Origin of the sequence: Stenotrophomonas sp. GD03958, from assembly GCF_029839005.1 — a bacterium.
Lineage (GTDB): Bacteria > Pseudomonadota > Gammaproteobacteria > Xanthomonadales > Xanthomonadaceae > Stenotrophomonas > Stenotrophomonas hibiscicola.
In genome coordinates this window covers 22,082-37,681 of sequence record NZ_JAOBZT010000014.1, presented here as the reverse complement: position 1 = coordinate 37,681, position 15,600 = coordinate 22,082, and the positions used below count along the sequence as shown (strand labels likewise).

The 15,600-nt window shown below is 67.9% G+C and carries 16 protein-coding genes; 14 read left to right on the top strand and 2 right to left on the bottom strand.

Going from position 1 to position 15,600, the window contains the following annotated elements; all coding sequences use genetic code 11:
• Positions 1 to 2 precede the first annotated feature (2 nt).
• Together N5C25_RS06540 and N5C25_RS06535 are read right to left on the bottom strand one after the other, a co-directional pair.
• Entirely contained in the window at positions 3 to 317 is a 315-nt protein-coding gene (locus tag N5C25_RS06540) for an AzlD family protein (RefSeq protein WP_058982748.1), read from the bottom strand.
• Positions 314 to 1,045 carry an AzlC family ABC transporter permease gene (locus N5C25_RS06535; RefSeq protein ID WP_279936637.1) on the bottom strand — a complete coding sequence of 244 codons (732 nt, stop codon included), beginning with the start codon at positions 1,043 to 1,045 and terminating at the stop codon, positions 314 to 316. The genes N5C25_RS06540 and N5C25_RS06535 overlap by 4 nt, the downstream gene beginning before the upstream one ends.
• A 127-nt stretch (positions 1,046 to 1,172) precedes the next feature.
• On the opposite strand from N5C25_RS06535, the gene N5C25_RS06530 reads away from it, so the two are divergent.
• The 14 genes from N5C25_RS06530 (at position 1,173) to N5C25_RS06465 (ending at position 15,475) form a co-directional block, all read left to right on the top strand.
• Positions 1,173 to 1,637 carry an Lrp/AsnC family transcriptional regulator gene (locus N5C25_RS06530; RefSeq protein WP_279936636.1) on the top strand — a complete coding sequence of 155 codons (465 nt, stop codon included), beginning with the start codon at positions 1,173 to 1,175 and terminating at the stop codon, positions 1,635 to 1,637.
• A 533-nt stretch (positions 1,638 to 2,170) separates the two neighbouring features.
• Positions 2,171 to 2,851 (top strand): TonB C-terminal domain-containing protein, encoded by a 681-nt coding sequence (locus tag N5C25_RS06525; RefSeq protein ID WP_345781915.1) that lies wholly within the window; start codon positions 2,171 to 2,173, stop codon positions 2,849 to 2,851.
• 16 nt (positions 2,852 to 2,867) lie between these two features.
• Positions 2,868 to 3,398 (top strand): sigma-70 family RNA polymerase sigma factor, encoded by a 531-nt coding sequence (locus tag N5C25_RS06520; RefSeq protein WP_019337777.1) that lies wholly within the window; start codon positions 2,868 to 2,870, stop codon positions 3,396 to 3,398.
• A 69-nt stretch (positions 3,399 to 3,467) separates the two neighbouring features.
• Complete coding sequence (locus tag N5C25_RS06515; RefSeq protein ID WP_279936635.1) at positions 3,468 to 4,448, top strand: DUF4880 domain-containing protein; 981 nt, start codon at positions 3,468 to 3,470, stop codon at positions 4,446 to 4,448.
• A gap of 58 nt (positions 4,449 to 4,506) precedes the next feature.
• Positions 4,507 to 5,058 (top strand): hypothetical protein, encoded by a 552-nt coding sequence (locus N5C25_RS06510; RefSeq protein WP_279936634.1) that lies wholly within the window; start codon positions 4,507 to 4,509, stop codon positions 5,056 to 5,058.
• A gap of 120 nt (positions 5,059 to 5,178) precedes the next feature.
• A complete protein-coding gene (locus tag N5C25_RS06505; protein WP_058980538.1) occupies positions 5,179 to 5,760 on the top strand; it encodes a hypothetical protein in 582 nt (193 codons plus the stop codon).
• A 57-nt stretch (positions 5,761 to 5,817) separates the two neighbouring features.
• Positions 5,818 to 6,255, top strand: coding sequence for a type II secretion system major pseudopilin GspG (gene gspG, locus N5C25_RS06500; protein ID WP_049440019.1), 438 nt, complete (start codon positions 5,818 to 5,820; stop codon positions 6,253 to 6,255).
• Between the two features lie 9 nt (positions 6,256 to 6,264).
• Positions 6,265 to 7,170: a type II secretion system minor pseudopilin GspK gene (gene gspK / locus N5C25_RS06495; RefSeq protein WP_058980540.1), complete on the top strand. Its 906-nt coding sequence runs from the start codon at positions 6,265 to 6,267 to the stop codon at positions 7,168 to 7,170.
• On the top strand, positions 7,167 to 8,330 hold the full coding sequence (gene gspL, locus N5C25_RS06490; RefSeq protein WP_279936633.1) for a type II secretion system protein GspL: 1,164 nt from the start codon (positions 7,167 to 7,169) through the stop codon (positions 8,328 to 8,330). The genes gspK and gspL overlap by 4 nt, the downstream gene beginning before the upstream one ends.
• Positions 8,327 to 8,854, top strand: a complete 528-nt coding sequence (gene gspM / locus N5C25_RS06485) for a type II secretion system protein GspM (protein ID WP_058980542.1) — start codon at positions 8,327 to 8,329, stop codon at positions 8,852 to 8,854. The genes gspL and gspM overlap by 4 nt, the downstream gene beginning before the upstream one ends.
• Entirely contained in the window at positions 8,851 to 11,232 is a 2,382-nt protein-coding gene (gene gspD / locus N5C25_RS06480; RefSeq protein WP_279936632.1) for a type II secretion system secretin GspD, read from the top strand. The genes gspM and gspD overlap by 4 nt, the downstream gene beginning before the upstream one ends.
• Positions 11,229 to 12,662: a type II secretion system ATPase GspE gene (gene gspE / locus N5C25_RS06475; protein WP_262213800.1), complete on the top strand. Its 1,434-nt coding sequence runs from the start codon at positions 11,229 to 11,231 to the stop codon at positions 12,660 to 12,662. The genes gspD and gspE overlap by 4 nt, the downstream gene beginning before the upstream one ends.
• Before the next feature lie 7 nt (positions 12,663 to 12,669).
• Complete coding sequence (gene gspF / locus N5C25_RS06470) at positions 12,670 to 13,869, top strand: type II secretion system inner membrane protein GspF (protein ID WP_279936631.1); 1,200 nt, start codon at positions 12,670 to 12,672, stop codon at positions 13,867 to 13,869.
• Between the two features lie 409 nt (positions 13,870 to 14,278).
• Positions 14,279 to 15,475, top strand: a complete 1,197-nt coding sequence (locus tag N5C25_RS06465; RefSeq protein ID WP_058980545.1) for a substrate-binding domain-containing protein — start codon at positions 14,279 to 14,281, stop codon at positions 15,473 to 15,475.
• The last annotated feature ends 125 nt before the right edge of the window (positions 15,476 to 15,600 follow it).

Sequence of the window (15,600 nt, the reverse complement as noted above, 5' to 3'; positions counted from 1 at the left end):
GGCTACCCCATCAGATAGCGCAACACACCCGCCGAGACCACGCCGATCAGCACAGTCGGGAGCATCGACAGCCGCGTGGCGGCCAGCAGGGTAATGGCCAGCGCGGCCAGGTCGGCGGGTTTGTCGGCAACGAAGTCCGGGGCGATCACCGAGATCAGCACGCAGCCCGGCGCGGCTTCCATCACCGTCACCGCACGTTTGCTCAGGGTGCGGTTGCGCAACGCCAGGAAGCCGACGATGCGGGTCAGGTAGGTGGCAGCGGCCATCAGCACGATGGTCAGCACCGAGGTCCACTGGATCAGTCCATTGAAGATCATGCCGCGTCCTCCGCCAGCAGCCAGGCCGCGGCCAGGCCCGCCAGTGCGCCGCTGGCCACGTACCACGCGCCCGGGACCAGCAGATAAGTGGCGGCGGCCACGACCAGGCTGACCAGCCACGGCCGCGCCGCCTTCATGCCCTGCCACATGCCGCGCAGCAGCACCAGGAACACGGCGGGGAAGGCCATGTCGAAACCATAGGCGCGGATGTCGCCCAGCATCGGCCCGATGATCGCGCCCAGCGCGGTGCAGGCCACCCAGACCGTGTACAGGCCTGCCGACACGCCCAGGTAGTAGGCCAGGCTGAAGCCAAGCGCGCGCCGGCGCGCATCGGCCACGCCCATCGCCCAGCTTTCGTCGCACATGAAGAACAGGGCCGGCAGCACGCGTCGGCGCGGCAGGTGCTGGAGCAGCGGGGCCAGGCTGGCGCCCATCAGCAGGTGGCGGCTGTTGACCAGCGCGGTGATGGCCACGATCAGCGCGATGTGCGGTGGCGAGGTCCACAGTTCGACGGCGGCGAACTCCGAACCGCCAGCGAAGTTGAGGCCGGTCATCAGCGGTACTTCCAGTGCGCTCAGGCCCTTCTGGGCCGCCTGCGCACCGAGCACCAGGGCAAACGGAATGAAGCCGATCATCACCGGCACGGCGGCGCGCAGGCCGCGTAGGAATTCGGCACGCGGGGCGGTATCGCAGGTGGCGGGCGGGGGGAGGGTGGTACGGGCGTCCATGGAACGGCACAACAAGGTGGGGGTGGCCCATGCTAGCGGTCCAATCACGAAATCGGGTTGCGTTGATGCCACTTGATTCTGGATGATTGATATTTCATGCGGCCAGAAGCGAAACGGGTGAAATTCCATGCAGTACCAGCTCGACAACCTCGATCGGCGCATCCTCGACGCCCTGCAGCGCGACGGTCGCCTGCAGAACCTGGAGCTGGCTCGCCTGGTCGGGCTGTCGCCGTCGGCCTGTCTGCGCCGGGTGCGGTTGCTGGAGGAGGGCGGCTACATCGACCGCTATGTGGCCTTGTTGAACGAGGCCAAGGTGGGCCGTGGCTTCACGGTGTTCGTGCGGGTGTGGCTGCGGGGGCAGGACGAGGACACCACCAATCACTTCATCAACAGCATCAAGTCGTTCCCGGAAGTGCTGGAATGCCATCTGATGGCCGGTGACTGCGATTTCCTGCTGCGGGTGGCGGTGGCGGACCTTGATGCCTACCGGCAGTTCCAGGTGCAGCATCTGAACCGGATCGCCGGGGTGCAGAACACCAAGACGGAGATTCCGATGCAGCGGATCAAGCAGACGACCCAGCTGCCGCTTTGAGGGATGGGGTTGCGGCCGGGTTGCACCCGGCACCCGCAGGTAGTGCCGGCCGCTGGCCGGCAACCTCAACAGCAACAGCAACAGCGGGCCTGTTGAGGGATGGCGAGGTGGGTCCGGTTGCGGGGGGCGCTGCAAGTACGTCCATGTAAGCTCGGTCGCCGCATCCATGCGGCTCACGCCCCCGCAACCGGACCCACCCCGCCTTCGACAGATTTCCACGATCTGGTGGAACGGCATGAACTGCTCCTGGTGGGTGTCGACCTTGGTCGACACGTTTGGGCCGGCACGGGGTCGGATCCCGTTGCTTCGCAACGGGCTCTGACCCCAGGGGCAGATGATCATGTCTGTTCGATTCATTGATTCCTGATGCATGACTGGCTCCACGGAGTCTGCCTCGACGTCGGCCGTGGGCGGCGGTCATCGCAATGACATGTGACCCCGGTACGGTTTGAGCCCGCTTGTGGGTCGCGCGCGGGCCGGGGTTCCGGTCTTGGCGCGCGTCCACTGCAGCTGCTGTCGCTGCCGAGGGTCATGTGTTCTACGTCAGGGGGCTGAATGGACACCACGCGGTCAGAACTCGGAAGGTGGCCATCGCCGCATGGCTGCTGCTGTCCTTTGCCGCTGCCGCGCAGGACGCTGTTCATGCCTACGACATCCCTGCGCAGCCGCTGGAACAGGCGGTCGAGCGCTTCAGCGTCATCAGTGGGTGGTCCGTGATGTATCCGGGTGACCTGGCCGCCGGCCGCAGCAGCCATGCGCTGCGCGGCAGCCTGGCGCCGCTGCCTGCGTTGCAGGTGCTGCTGCAGGACTCCGGTATCGAGGCCGAGGTGATCGGCGAGCAGCGCGTGGTGCTGCGCCGGGGCGCGCCCTCGGCAGCCGTACCCGGTGTTGGCGCCGAACTTCCCGAGGCCGAGCGTCGGCGTCGCTACGGCGGCCTGCAGCAGCGGCTGCGTGCGGCGTTCTGTGACGACCCGGAGATCGCGCCCGGCCGCTATGCCGCGACGCTGCGCTTCCGCATCGACGGCGCGGGCCAGGTGAGCGAGCCCGAGCTGCTGTCAGGCAGTGGCAGCGCCCGCCGCGATGCGCGCCTGCTGCAGGCGCTGCAGGGCCTGGTGCTGGCGCCCGATGCCGCTGCGCTGCCGCAGCCGGTAACGCTGCAGATCCGACCTTCCGGCACCGACCACGACTGTGGCCGGCGCGCGCCCCTTCCATGACTTCAAGGATTCGAACATGAGCAACGGTACGGCTGGGGCAGTTGACCTGATGGACCACCTTCTGGGTGCCTACGATGAGCTGAAGCGCCGGCTGGTGCGCAAGCTGGGCTCGGAGGAGCTGGCCGGCGACGCGCTGCAGGACACGTGGATGCGCCTGAGCGCGCGGCGTGACCGCCTGGATGCCGTGCAGAACCCCGCGGCCTACCTGCTGCGCATGGCAATGAATACCGTGATCGACCGCCAACGTGCTGACCACCGCCTGCTGAGCCTGGAGGAGGTGGATACGCTGATGGACATGGCCGACCCTGCACCCGGCCCGGCGCAGGCGGCCGAACTGGACTTTGCGCTGGAAGACATGGTCGGCCTGCTGCAGCGCATGCCCGAGCGCCGTCGCCGCATCCTGCTGGCGATCCGCGTCGATGGCCTGCAGCAGCGCGACGTGGCCGACCACCTCGGTGTGTCGCTGCGGCTGGTGCAGCGTGAGCTGAAGGCGGCCCAGGACTACCTGGCCGAGCGCAGCGGGCAGGGGCGCCAGGTGCGGTTCTGAACGGCGGCATCCGTCTACACTTTGACGCCGAGCAGAACCCCGCAGCGTGCGGGTCCGGCATGAGCCCCCATGGATCCTGACGATCGCCCGCAACGCCCGCTGGATGCCGTCGAGCGTCAGGCGCACGCGTGGGTGGTGCGGCTGACCTCGGGCGAGGCGACCGCTGCCGACGGGCGCAGGTTCCGTGCGTGGTGCGAGTCGGATCCGCGTCATCGTGAGGCGTTCGGCCGTGCGCGCCGGCAATGGGAGCAGGTACGGCTGGCCGGCGAGCAGCTGCCCGCCGCCGCCCGCCAACCGGTGGCGCCGACGCCGGCCCAGCGCTGGAGCCGGCGCGCCTTCCTGGGCGCGGCGATTGCCGCCCCGGCCAGCCTGGTGGTGGTGGCGGCGATCCGCCCGCCGCTGGGATTGTGGCCCTCGGTGACGGCGATGACGGCCGATTTCCACACCGGCACCGGTGAGCGACTGCAGATCGCGCCCTCGCCGCAACTGAAGATCGAACTGGATACGCAGAGCAGCCTGCGCCGCCGCGCGGACGCGCAGGGCGAAGGCTTCGAGCTGATGCAGGGCCAGGCCGCGATCGAAACCGGGGCTGGCCTGCGCCTGGCGCTGTTCGCGGGCCCTGGTTGCGTGATTGCCGATGAAGGCGCGGTGCGCCTGGATGTGCGCAACACCCACGGCCAGGTACGGGTGACCTGCCTGCAGGGCAGCGCCCGCATCGAGCATCCGCAGGGCCGGCTGCAGCTACAGGCGGGTCAGCAGACCCAGTACGACGAGCGCCTCAGTGGCGTGGTGGCCGAGGCCGTGGCCTCGGAAGTGAGTGCCTGGACGGAGGGCATGCTGGTGTTCCGCCGCGCACCGCTGCGTGAGGTGGTGGACGAGATCAACCGCTACCGCCGCGGCAAGGTGCTGCTGGGAGAATCGGCGTTGGCGCGCGCGCCGGTCAGCGGTCGCTTCCGTATTGATGATCCGGACGCGGCACTGGAGCAGCTGCGACTGACGATGTCGCTGGATCTGCGTCGCTTTCCGGGTGGCATTGCCGTCCTTGGATAGATGAAGACGCTGGCCGTGCGCGCCGCGCAGGGCTGTTGCAAGCGAGGAGAGGCCAAGGATGCGCAACGAGACCATCGGTGTGCTGGATCTGCGTCGCAATCTGTCGGCGCTGCTGGAAACCACGCAGCGACGGCCATTGATGGTGCATCGCTATGGCTCACCTTGGGTGTGCGTGGTGTCCGATGCGCAGTGGCAGCAACAGGCGGTGCTGCTGGACTTTGATCCGCAGTCGCACCCGCTGGCGATGCTGCTGCGGCTGCAGCAGCAGGAGATGCCTTTGGTCGAATCCGGGGCGCTGCCGCCTGCGGTGCTCGCACGCGCACTGCTGTTGGCGGGCATGCATGGCATCGACGATCTCACGCAGCTGCATGAGCAGGTACTGCATCATCGGCTCTGGCACTGGTTCGTGGCGGGCGCCCATGGGGTGATGGAGGGCTGGCAGCTGCCCGCACTGCGCGTTGCGCTGGCGTCATGGTGCGATGAAGTGGACATGACCGATGCACTGGTCGCATTCGCTGCCCGCAGCGACGTGGCGGTACTGGCCCGCCGTTGTGGGGGTGACGCACCGCGGCTGCAGCGCGAAGCCTGCAGGCGGATGACGCTGCGATGACGTTGCCGATGAAGCGCCACCCCGTGCACAGAGTTGCATTCGCGGTGTCGCTTCACCTGCCTTGCTGACGTCTTCTCCAGAGTACGACGCACCACGCGTCGTGGAGCACGGGCGGCGCAGATGGAAGACAGTCGCAGGATCAGCATGCTGGAGCTGGATCGCCACCTGAGCCAGTCGCTGGAGCAGGCACGGCACACGCCCCTGAACGTACAGCGCTATGGGCGCTCGTGGGTCTGGGTGCTGTCCAGTGACGCCTGGGCGGATGCGGCGCGCTGGGCGGCACTGGACAGCAGTGCGCATCCACTGGCGGCACTTCGAAAGGCCCTCGACCTGCGGCTGTGGCCCTGGCCCGACGCGGCCATCAGCGCGCTGCCGCTTGGCGCAGCCGATGCGCGACTGCTGCAACGTGCGGCCCTGCTGGTGATCGTGCGTGATCTCAACACTGCGCAGCGCGTGTACGACGACCTGCGCTACCACCAGGCCTACCGCATGTTCATCGGCCTCGACCACGGCACCGCGTGGTCGCCGACGCAGTGCGTGCGCCTGCTGCAGGCGTGCGTGCATCCGTTGTTGCGCGAGTGCATCGACCAGACACTGGCCAGCGTGCCGCCACACCTGCTCGAGGCGGCACGCGTGCCGGCTGCACGTGCGCCCGCACAGGCAACCGCGCAGCGAATCGCAGGCGGATGTTTATCGTACTGACACATGCACCGCTGACCATGGTGCAGCGGTCTCTTCCAGGATGACGAGGGCGGAACAATGGCAAGGCAGGCAGGTGGTTGCAGGGCTCGGCAGCAGGGCTTCAGCCTGATTGAGATCATGGTGGTGGTGGTGATCATTGGCATCCTTGCCGCGCTGATCGTGCCGCGGTTGATGGACCGTCCGGACCAGGCGCGCGTGGTGGCAGCGCGCCAGGACATTGCCGCATTGATGCAGGCCTTGAAGCTGTTCAAGCTGGACAACGGTCGCTATCCCAGTGCCGAGCAGGGCCTGCAGGCGCTGGTGAAGCCGCCGCAGGGCAGCGGTGCGTTGCCGGTGACGCCGTATCTGGATCGCCTGCCGAATGACCCGTGGGGCCATCCGTACCAGTACCAGGTTCCAGGCACTCATGGCGACATCGATGTGTTCTCGCTGGGTGCGGACAGCAAGCCCGGTGGCGACGCCGGGAATGCGGACATCGGTTCCTGGCAGCTGTGAGGCAGGCCGATGCCAGCCCGGATGCGTTCTGTTTCGAGTGTCCGCCAACGTGGCATGGCGGTGATCGTCGCCCTGCTGGTGGTGGCACTGGTGGCGGTGATTGCCACCGCACTGCTGACCCGGCAGTCGGCCCAGCTGCGTGCGCTGCGTGGCGACCAGCTGCGCGTACAGGTACGCATGGCGGTGGACGCAACGCTGGAGCGTGCGGCACAGCAGCTGCGTGAGGATGTAAAGGAACAGCTGACCACGGTGCGCAGCGGGCGCTGGGCGCGCCCATTGGAGCTGCAGGCGCCGTTGCCGGTGCAACTGCAGCTGGTCGATGCCCAGTCGATGTTCAACCTGCGCAATCTTCTTGCGCATGGCAGGCCGGACCCCGAGGCGCGGCGCGCGTTCATCGCGTTGTGTGCCGGGCAGGGGCTGGGCCAGGGCGCCTGCGCATCCGCCGCCGACCACATCCAGACGCGCCTGCGCGATGGCGACATGCAGGCGCAGGCGCCGCTGCCGCGCGAATCACTGATCGAACAGGCCTTGCCTGGCGCCGATCCGGTGGCGTTGCAGGCGCTGGCGCGGCGCACCGTGGTGTTGCCGGCGCAGACCCTGGTCAACGCCAACACCAGCGACCTGCGCGTTCTGCAGGCGGTGACGCCTGCGGTCGAGCCGCCACGGCTGCAGGCGCTGCTCGGTGAGCGCGATGCTGGCCATTGGCTGCTCAATCGCGGCGACATCGCCAACCGACTCCAACTGAGCAACGAACAGATGGCCGTGCTTCCGCTGGGTATCCATAGCGAGTGGTTCCTGGCCGTCGGCCGGGTGCAGGCCGACGGCAGCGCGGTTGATTTCCGCGCGCTGCTCTGGCGCGAGTACCGCGACGACGGGGTGCGTGTACAACGGGTGTGGACGAGGATCGGCGCATGACCGTGCAGCTTCGGGTGCGCCTGCCGGCGCTGGCGCATCTGGGCGCTGACAGCGCGGTGCACTGGGCGCAGCTGCACAAGGGCGAGGTGCTCGCCCACGGCCGCGACACGCTGGCGGCGCTGGGCCTGCGGCATCCGCGGGCCACGGTGCATGCCTGCCTTGATCCGAACGACCTGATCCTGCTGGAACTGCAGCTGCCGCCGCTGTCCGGGCGCCGCCTGCACGCGGCGTTGCAGGGCGAGGTGGAGGCCATGCTGCTGGATGATCTGCAGGAGGTGGCGCTGGCCCACGGTGCGCAGGCGGCAGACGGTACGGTTCCGGTGGCCTGGCTCGGCCAGCAGGCCATTACGCAGGCGCAGCAGCTGCTGGCCTCGTGCGCGCTGCAGCTGCAGGCGCTGTATCCGACGCCACTGCTGCTGCCCTGGCAGGACGGCCATGCCACGCTGCAGGTCAGCGGTGAGCACCTGCTGGTACGCAGCGGGCGCGATCGGGGTTTCGTTCAATGGCATGGCGGACGTGACGCCTGTGCGGTGATGCAGGCGCTGGCCGTGCGTCTGCAACAGGCGGGCGTGCTGGCCGTGCAGTGGATCGATAGTGTGCCGCCGACGTGGCCGGACAGCCTGCCGGCCACCGCCGTCACGCATGAACGGCAGACCTCTGGCCCCTTGCCAGGCTGGTCATTGCCGCTGCCCGGCGCAGGCCGGAAAGCACCGCGACTGGCGATCGGCCTGGCACTGGCAGCAGTGCTGTTGGCCGCACTTGGGCTGCAGTGGCAGGTCTCGCGTTGGCGGATCGAGGGCGAGGCCCTGCAACAGGACATGGCGCGCCAGTTCAGCGCGCGCTTCCCGGAGATCACCGATGTGGTGGACCCGGTGTTGCAGGCAAGGCGAGCACTTGCGGTGCCGCTGCCGGCGCCGCCGTTGCCGGCGCTGCAGCGTCAGGTTGCCAGCACGCTGCAGGCTGTTCCGGAGCTGGCGGGTCAGGTGCACAGCCTGCACTACCAGCCCGGGCAGGTGTACCTGGAGCTGGACGCTGATGCTCGGGCATTGGCCGACGATCCACAGCGGCTTGAGCGCTGGCAGCAAGCGGTGCAGGCGCAGGGGCTGCAGCTGGTGCGCGATGCCGGTGGACGCCTGCGGGTGAGCGGAGCGGGACAGTGACGACGCGAACCTTGCGGCTGAGCGAGGGGCTGGCGGGCGTGCAGCAGCGCTGGCAACGCCTGCCACCGCGCGACCGGCTGATGCTGTGGGTGATGGCGGTGGCGCTGCTGGTGGCGGGCCTGTGGTCGTTATGGCTGGAGCCCTTGCTGAAGCAGCGCACGCACTGGCAGGCCGAACTCCCACGGCTGCAGGCGCAGCAGCGCGCACTGGCACCGCTGCTGCACGCCCGTGAGCGCCAGCAGCTGGCGCAGGGCCAGCATCCGACCCTGGCCGGACTGCGTGACCAGATCAAGGCCGCCGGTCTGGCTGGCGGCCTGCATATCGAAGCGCGCGACGGGCGCTGGCACCTGCAGGTACGGGCCGTACCTGCCGATGCGCTATGGAACTGGCTGCTGCCGCTGCTGGCCGACCCGGCCATCGAGCTGCAGCAGCTGCAATTGACACGCACAGGGGATGCGAACATGCCGGCGGCACGGATTTCAGGACACATCGTGATGGTGGCCCCTGCGGGTGCCCATCCATGAGGGCGATGCGCAGCCTTGCCTGCAGTGCCGCATTGGCCCTGATCGTGGGGGTGGCCCACATGCCGGCGCCGGTGGCGGCGCAGGACACAGGCGATGAGCCGGTGCAGCTGAACCTGGTGGACACCGATATTGGTGGCGTGTTGCGCATGGCAGCGCGCTTCACCGGCCGCCAGTTCCTGGTCGATCCGCGGGTGACCGGCAAGATGACGGTGGTCTCCGACGGCCCGGTCAGCCGCACCCAGGCCTATCAGCTGCTGCTCGGGGCGTTGCGCATGCGCGGCTTTGCGGTGGTCGAGAACGGCGGCGTGAGCCGGGTGGTGCCGCAGGCCGACGCCAAGCTGCTTGGCGGCCGGGTGGGCGCCGGTGGTGCAGGGGGCGAGATCGCCACGCGCACCTTCCCTCTGCGCTACGAGAATGCTGCCGCGCTGGTGGCAGTGCTGCGGCCGATGATCAGTCCGGACAATCCGATCACTGCCAACCCCGGCAACAACACCCTGGTGATCACCGACTATGCCGACAACCTGGAGCGCATCGCGCGGGTTATCGCCAGCGTCGATACTCCGGCCGGCATGGACACCGATGTAGTGAAGTTGCAGCAGGGAATCGCTGTGGACGTCGCGGCGATGGTCGCGCCGCTGCTGGATGCGCAGGGCGCCGAGCCCAGCCAGAAGGTGGTGGTGATGGCCGACCCGCGCAGCAACAGTGTGCTGCTGCGTTCCAGCAGCCCCGGCCGCACCCGTCTGGCGCGGCAGCTGGTGGAGAAGCTGGACCGCGCCCAGGACGAGTCCGGCAACCTGCATGTGGTCTACCTGCGCAATGCCCAGGCCAATCAGCTCGCCGGCGTGCTGCGCGGCGTGGTTGCGGGGCAGAGCGATGCGCCGGCAGTGGGCAGCAATGAAGGCATCACGCCACTGCCTGGCGATGCAAGCCGTTCCGCACCGGCGCAGCCGTCGCAACCGCAGCAGGCCAAGACCGGAAGCAATGCGCTGGAATCGCAGCGGCTGGACCCGAGCCGGCGTGACCCGATCGATGCGGGAAGCACCGGCTTCAGCCAGAACGGCATCTCGGTGCAGGCGGACGTGGCCACCAACACGCTGCTGATCTCGGCGCCGGAGCCGGTGTACCGCAACCTGCGACGGGTGATCGACCAGCTCGACCAGCGCCGTGCACAGGTGCTGGTCGAGAGCCTGATCGTGGAGGTCAACCAGACCGATGCGGCCGAGCTGGGCGTGCAGTGGATGCTGGGCAATGGACGCACCTTTGGTGGCACCCACTTCGGTGGCGCCACCGGCGGCAGTGGACTCAATTCCGGTGCCCGCACCACGCTGGACGTGCTTCCCCGGGATGGCCTGAAGATCGGCGTGATCGACGGCACCATCAACCTTCCAGGTGTCGGCCAGATCCTCAACATGAAAGCGCTGGCCAACGCACTGCAGAGCAAGGGCGGCGCCAACATCCTGTCCACGCCGAACCTGATGACGCTGGACAACGAAGCGGCCAGCATCATGGTCGGCCAGACCGTGCCGTTTGTCAGCGGGCGCTACGTGACCGACGGAGGTGGCGGCAGCAACAACCCGTTCCAGACCATCGTGCGCGAGGACGTGGGCCTGAAGCTGCGCGTACGCCCGCAGATTTCCGAGGGCGGTACGGTGAAGCTGGACATCTACCAGGAAGTCAGCAGCATCGACGCGCAGAGCGCGAACAGCACGGCCGGCATCATCACCAACAAGCGCGCACTCGATACCAGCGTGCTGCTGGACGATGGCCAGATCATGGTGCTCGGTGGCCTGCTGGAAGACAGCGTCAGCCATGGCCGTGATGCGGTGCCGGGGCTGGGGAAGATCCCGGTGCTGGGCGCCTTGTTCCGCAGCGACACGCGCAAGCGCGCCAAGACCAACCTGATGGTGTTCCTGCGCCCGCACGTGGTACGCGACCCGGCCGCCGGACAGCGCCTGACCCGCGACCGCTACGACTACATGCGCAATGCGCAGGCCGGCGCGCAGCCCGTACAGAGCTGGGCCTTGCCCGCGCTGTCGGCGCCGCAGCTGCCACCGCAGGACCTGTCGGTACTCGGCCAGGGCAATGCGCGCGATGGCCACGGCCAGCCGTTGCAGAACACCAGCCTGGCAGCGTTGTATCCGGCCGGTGACGGCGATGCGCAGCTGGTGCAGTTCGCACAGGGGCTGGAGCCGAGCCGTGCCAGCGAGAGCGTGGCGCAGGTGCGGGCGCTGGGCCTGCAGGCCTACGCGGAGGCGACGCCGGGCGAGGGTGGGCAACGCCTGCGCGTGCGGCTGCCGCGTGATCCGGCGAAGTTGGATCCGGCATTGCAGCAGCTGCGCGGGCTGGGCTACACGCCGGAACTGGTGATCGGGCCGTGAGCGCCGTTGTGCCGCTGCCATACGCGTGGGTGCGCAGCCACGGCGTGATGCTGTCCGAAGCCGGTGGCGAGCCGGTGCTGCTCGGCACGGCCGACACGGCGGCGTGGGCCGTGGCCGAGCTGCGCCGCCGGCATGGCCCGCTTCCGTTTCAGGCCCTGGATGCGGCGACCTGGCAGCAGCGGTTGGGTGAGCAGTACCGTGACGGTGGTGATGCCGCGGCCGTGGTCGGTGCCGCCGAAAGTGAAGTCGATCTGGACCGGCTGATGCAGGACATGCCGGAGGTCACCGACCTGCTGGATGCGCAGGATGATGCGCCGGTGATACGCATGATCAACGCGCTGCTGGCACAGGCTGCACGCGATGGCGCCAGCGACCTGCATATCGAGCCGTTCGAGACCCATTCGGTGGTGCGCTACCGGGTGGACGGCACGCTGCGCGACATGGTGCAGCCGCGGCGCGCCCTGCATGCGGCGCTGGTATCACGCATCAAGATCATGGCGCACCTGGACATCGCCGAGAAACGCCTGCCGCAGGACGGTCGCATTGCGATCCGCGTGGGCGGGCGGCCGCTGGATATCCGTGTTTCAACGGTGCCAACCGGGCATGGCGAGCGCGCCGTGCTGCGATTGCTGGAAAAGGATGCCGGCCGCCTGCAGCTGCAGCGCCTGGGCATGGCCGATGACACCCTGGCCACGTTCACCGGATTGATCCGGCAGCCGCATGGCATCGTACTGGTCACCGGGCCGACCGGCAGCGGCAAGACCACCTCGCTGTACGCTGCGCTGGGCCAGCTCGACAGCAGCACCAGCAATATCCTGACGGTGGAAGACCCGGTGGAGTACGACTTCGCCGGCATCGGCCAGATCCAGGTCAACACGCGCATCGGCATGAGCTTTGGCACCGCCCTTCGCGCGATCCTGCGCCAGGATCCGGACACCATCATGATCGGTGAGATCCGCGACCTGGAGACCGCGCAGATCGCCGTGCAGTCGTCGCTGACCGGCCATGGCGTGCTGGCCTCGCTGCACACCAACGATGCGATCTCGGCGGTGACCCGCCTGGCCGATATGGGTGTAGAGCCGTTCCTGCTGGCGTCCTCGTTGCGCGGCGTGCTGGCGCAGCGGCTGGTGCGGCGGCTGTGCACGCAGTGCCGGCGTGCCGAGCTGGATGGCGAGGGCCGGACCGTATGGCGCGCAGTGGGCTGCACGGCCTGTGCCAACAGTGGCTATCGGGGACGCACCGGCATCCATGAACTGTTCGTGGTGGACGACCGGGTACGCGCACTGATCCATGAAGGGCAGGGTGAGCCTGCGCTACGCGAGGCGGCGCGGCGGGCCGGCATGCGGACCCTTCGACAGGACGGCCAGCGCTGGGTCGACAGCGGGGTGACCACGCTGGAAGAGATCCTGCGCGTCACTGGCGACGACTGAGGCTTGCATGGCGCTGTTCGATTACCAGGCTGCCAACGCGCAGGGCCGCATCAAGAAGGGTCAATTGGACGCCGACAGCCCGCGCGGTGCGCGCCAGCTGCTGCGTGGGCGCGGGCTGACCCCAGTACAGGTGAGCGCGGCGCGCAATGCCGGCAGTGGCTGGGCTGCTCGGCGGTTGTCCGCCAGCGAGTTGGCCTGGGCCACCCGCCAGCTGGCCAGCCTGCTGGCGGCCAGCCTGCCGTTGGAAGGCGCCTTGAGTGCGGTGATCGAGCAGGCCGAACGCCCGCACGTGGCCCAGGCACTCACCGCCGTACGCGCCGACGTGCGTGCCGGCCAGCGCCTGACCGTTGCGCTGGCCGCGCGGCCGCGCGACTTCCCGCCGATCTATCGGGCGCTGGTGGGCGCAGGTGAAGACTCCGGTGACTTGGCGCGGGTGATGGAGCGCCTGGCCGACTACATCGAAGAACGTAATGCGCTGCAGGCCAAGGTACTGACCGCCTTCATCTATCCAGCGGCGATCAGCCTGGTATCGGTGGCGATCGTGATCTTCCTGCTCAGCTACGTGGTGCCGCAGGTGGTGACCGCGTTCGTGCAGGCGCGGCAGACGCTGCCGATGCTGACCCAGGTGATGCTGGCCGCCAGCGCGTTCGTGCGCAGCTGGGGCGTGTGGGTGGGGCTGGGCATCGCTGCGCTGGTGGTGGCATGGCGGTTGGCCCTGCGCAAGCCCGAGCTGCGCCTGCGATGGGACGCGATGCTGCTGCGGGTGCCGATGGTCGGGCGCTTCGTGCTGGGCGTGAACAGTGCGCGCTTCGCCTCGACATTGGCGATCCTGCTGGATGCTGGCGTGCCGCTGCTGCGTGCGCTTGAAGCTGCCCGGCAGACCCTGGGCAATGCGTTGCTGGCGCGTTGTGCAGATGATGTGTCCGCGCGGGTGCGTGAAGGTGCCGCGCTTGGCTCTGCGCTGAAGGTGCAGAAGGTGTATCCGCCGATCCTGGTGCACCTGGTGGCCAGTGGCGAGAAGACCGGTTCGCTGGCGGCTCTGCTGGATCGCGCCGCGCAGACGATTTCGCGCGAGATCGAGCGTCGCGCGATGGCACTGACTGCGTTGCTGGAGCCGACCATGATCCTGGTGATGGGTGGCGTGGTGCTGACGATCGTGCTGGCGGTGCTGATGCCGATCATGGAAATGAACCAGTTGGTGCAGTGATGCGCAACGCGCATCACGGCTAGAGTCGACTGTTAGTCGACTAGCGCGCAGCGCGCGTGCTTCGTACTGCTGCTGCGTGTGAAGAGCAGTCGACTAACAGTCGACTCTACCCAGTCGATTCGATCCAGCCGATCCCATCAAATCGATTCGATCCAGTCGATTCCATCGAATCGATCCCATCCAGTCGATCGGACGGCGTCGTTGGAATGTGGCATGGGCCGATTCTCCACACAATCCTCCACACCTTTTTTCGATCTTCCACAGGTTTCTTAAGCGGCCTGTCATCGGTGCGGACCAGCATGGACACGTCGCCGCAGAGTGGGCTGGGAGGCCCTCGGCGGCAGCAGGCGTGTAGTGACCGTTCCTCCCTTGGTGTTTCCCTTCGCAGTAAACCCTTCAGGAGAAGATCATGAACAAGTACAAGACCCTGGCCGCGCTGGTTGCTACCGCGCTGCTGGCCACTGCTGGTGCCGCCTCGGCCCAGACCGCCGTCACCGGCGGCGGCGCTTCGCTGCCGGCCGACCTGTACAAGGGCCAGGCCGACAGCATCCTGCCGGCCAACTTCAGCTATGCCGTGACCGGTTCGGGCACCGGCAAGAAGGCCTTCCTTGAAAACAATTCCAGCCTGTTCCAGGCCACCGGCACCGTGCATTTCGCCGGTAGCGACTCGGTGCTGAGCGGCACCGAGCTGAGCACCTACAACAGCACCTACAACGTGTCCGGCGACGCCAACCGCTATGGCGCACTGGTGCAGATCCCGTCGGTTGCCACCTCGGTCACCATTCCGTTCAACAAGGCCGGTTCGGCGGTTGACCTGTCGGTCACCCAGATCTGCGGCATCTTCTCCGGCAAGATCAACAACTGGAGCCAGCTCGCGGGCCTGGGCCGTACCGGCGCCATCCAGGTCGTCTACCGCGGCGAAAGCAGCGGCACCAGCGAACTGCTGACCCGCTTCCTGACCAGCGCCTGCCAGCCGGCTGACGTGTCGGGTACCAACCTGAAACTGACCAACGGCGTGCCGGCATTCTCGGTGCAGTCGACCTTCGCCAACCTGTTCACCAGCGTGCCGTCGAACTTCATCGCTGCCCCGGCCACCGGTGGCACCGCGCTGTACAACGCCGTCTATGCCGTTGACGGCCGCGTCGGTTATGTCGGTCCGGACGTGATCCCGAGCCTGACCGATGCCACCAAGATCGCCAAGGTCAAGGGCTTCTCGCCGGATGAAGTGAGTGTGCAGGCCACGCTGGAAACCGCTGCGCCGCCGACCGGTGCCGCCGCCGAGAACCCGGCGAACTGGGTGCCGGTGTTCGGCAACCCGAACGCGGGTTATCCGATTGCCGGTTACACCAACTTCGTGTTCGGCCAGTGCTACAAGAATGGCACTGTGGGCGCCAACGTGCGTGCCTTCCTGGCACGTCACTACGGCAGTGTCGTCGATGCCAACGGCGTCGAGAAGGGGCCGAACGACGACGCGATCCGCGCGCACAAGTTCATTCCGCTGACCAAGACCTGGCGTGATGCGGTCCGCACCCGCTTTGCGACCGCCACCAACGCCGGTGCCGTGAACAACCCCAGCACCTGCTCGGGCATCGGCCGTCCGCTGTAACTGCAATTGCTTTGGTAGTTGCAGGAAATGCACAAGGGCGCCGGCAGCAATGCCGGCGCCTTCTGCGTATGTCCGCTGCATGACCGTGATGCGCCTGTCGTCTTCACGCCGCCGCCACCGTCTAT

Excerpts from the sequence above, each read along its gene's own strand:
- gspF (WP_279936631.1), top strand. The coding sequence starts at position 12,670 with ATGGCGCTGTTCGATTACCAGGCTGCCAACGCGCAGGGCCGCATCAAG.
- N5C25_RS06520 (WP_019337777.1), top strand. The coding sequence starts at position 2,868 with ATGAGCAACGGTACGGCTGGGGCAGTTGACCTGATGGACCACCTTCTG.
- gspD (WP_279936632.1), top strand. The coding sequence starts at position 8,851 with ATGAGGGCGATGCGCAGCCTTGCCTGCAGTGCCGCATTGGCCCTGATC.
- N5C25_RS06535 (WP_279936637.1), bottom strand. The coding sequence starts at position 1,045 with ATGGACGCCCGTACCACCCTCCCCCCGCCCGCCACCTGCGATACCGCC.
- N5C25_RS06510 (WP_279936634.1), top strand. The coding sequence starts at position 4,507 with ATGCGCAACGAGACCATCGGTGTGCTGGATCTGCGTCGCAATCTGTCG.
- N5C25_RS06515 (WP_279936635.1), top strand. The coding sequence starts at position 3,468 with ATGGATCCTGACGATCGCCCGCAACGCCCGCTGGATGCCGTCGAGCGT.
- N5C25_RS06540 (WP_058982748.1), bottom strand. The coding sequence starts at position 317 with ATGATCTTCAATGGACTGATCCAGTGGACCTCGGTGCTGACCATCGTG.
- gspG (WP_049440019.1), top strand. The coding sequence starts at position 5,818 with ATGGCAAGGCAGGCAGGTGGTTGCAGGGCTCGGCAGCAGGGCTTCAGC.
- N5C25_RS06505 (WP_058980538.1), top strand. The coding sequence starts at position 5,179 with ATGGAAGACAGTCGCAGGATCAGCATGCTGGAGCTGGATCGCCACCTG.
- N5C25_RS06530 (WP_279936636.1), top strand. The coding sequence starts at position 1,173 with ATGCAGTACCAGCTCGACAACCTCGATCGGCGCATCCTCGACGCCCTG.
- gspL (WP_279936633.1), top strand. The coding sequence starts at position 7,167 with ATGACCGTGCAGCTTCGGGTGCGCCTGCCGGCGCTGGCGCATCTGGGC.
- N5C25_RS06465 (WP_058980545.1), top strand. The coding sequence starts at position 14,279 with ATGAACAAGTACAAGACCCTGGCCGCGCTGGTTGCTACCGCGCTGCTG.
- gspK (WP_058980540.1), top strand. The coding sequence starts at position 6,265 with ATGCCAGCCCGGATGCGTTCTGTTTCGAGTGTCCGCCAACGTGGCATG.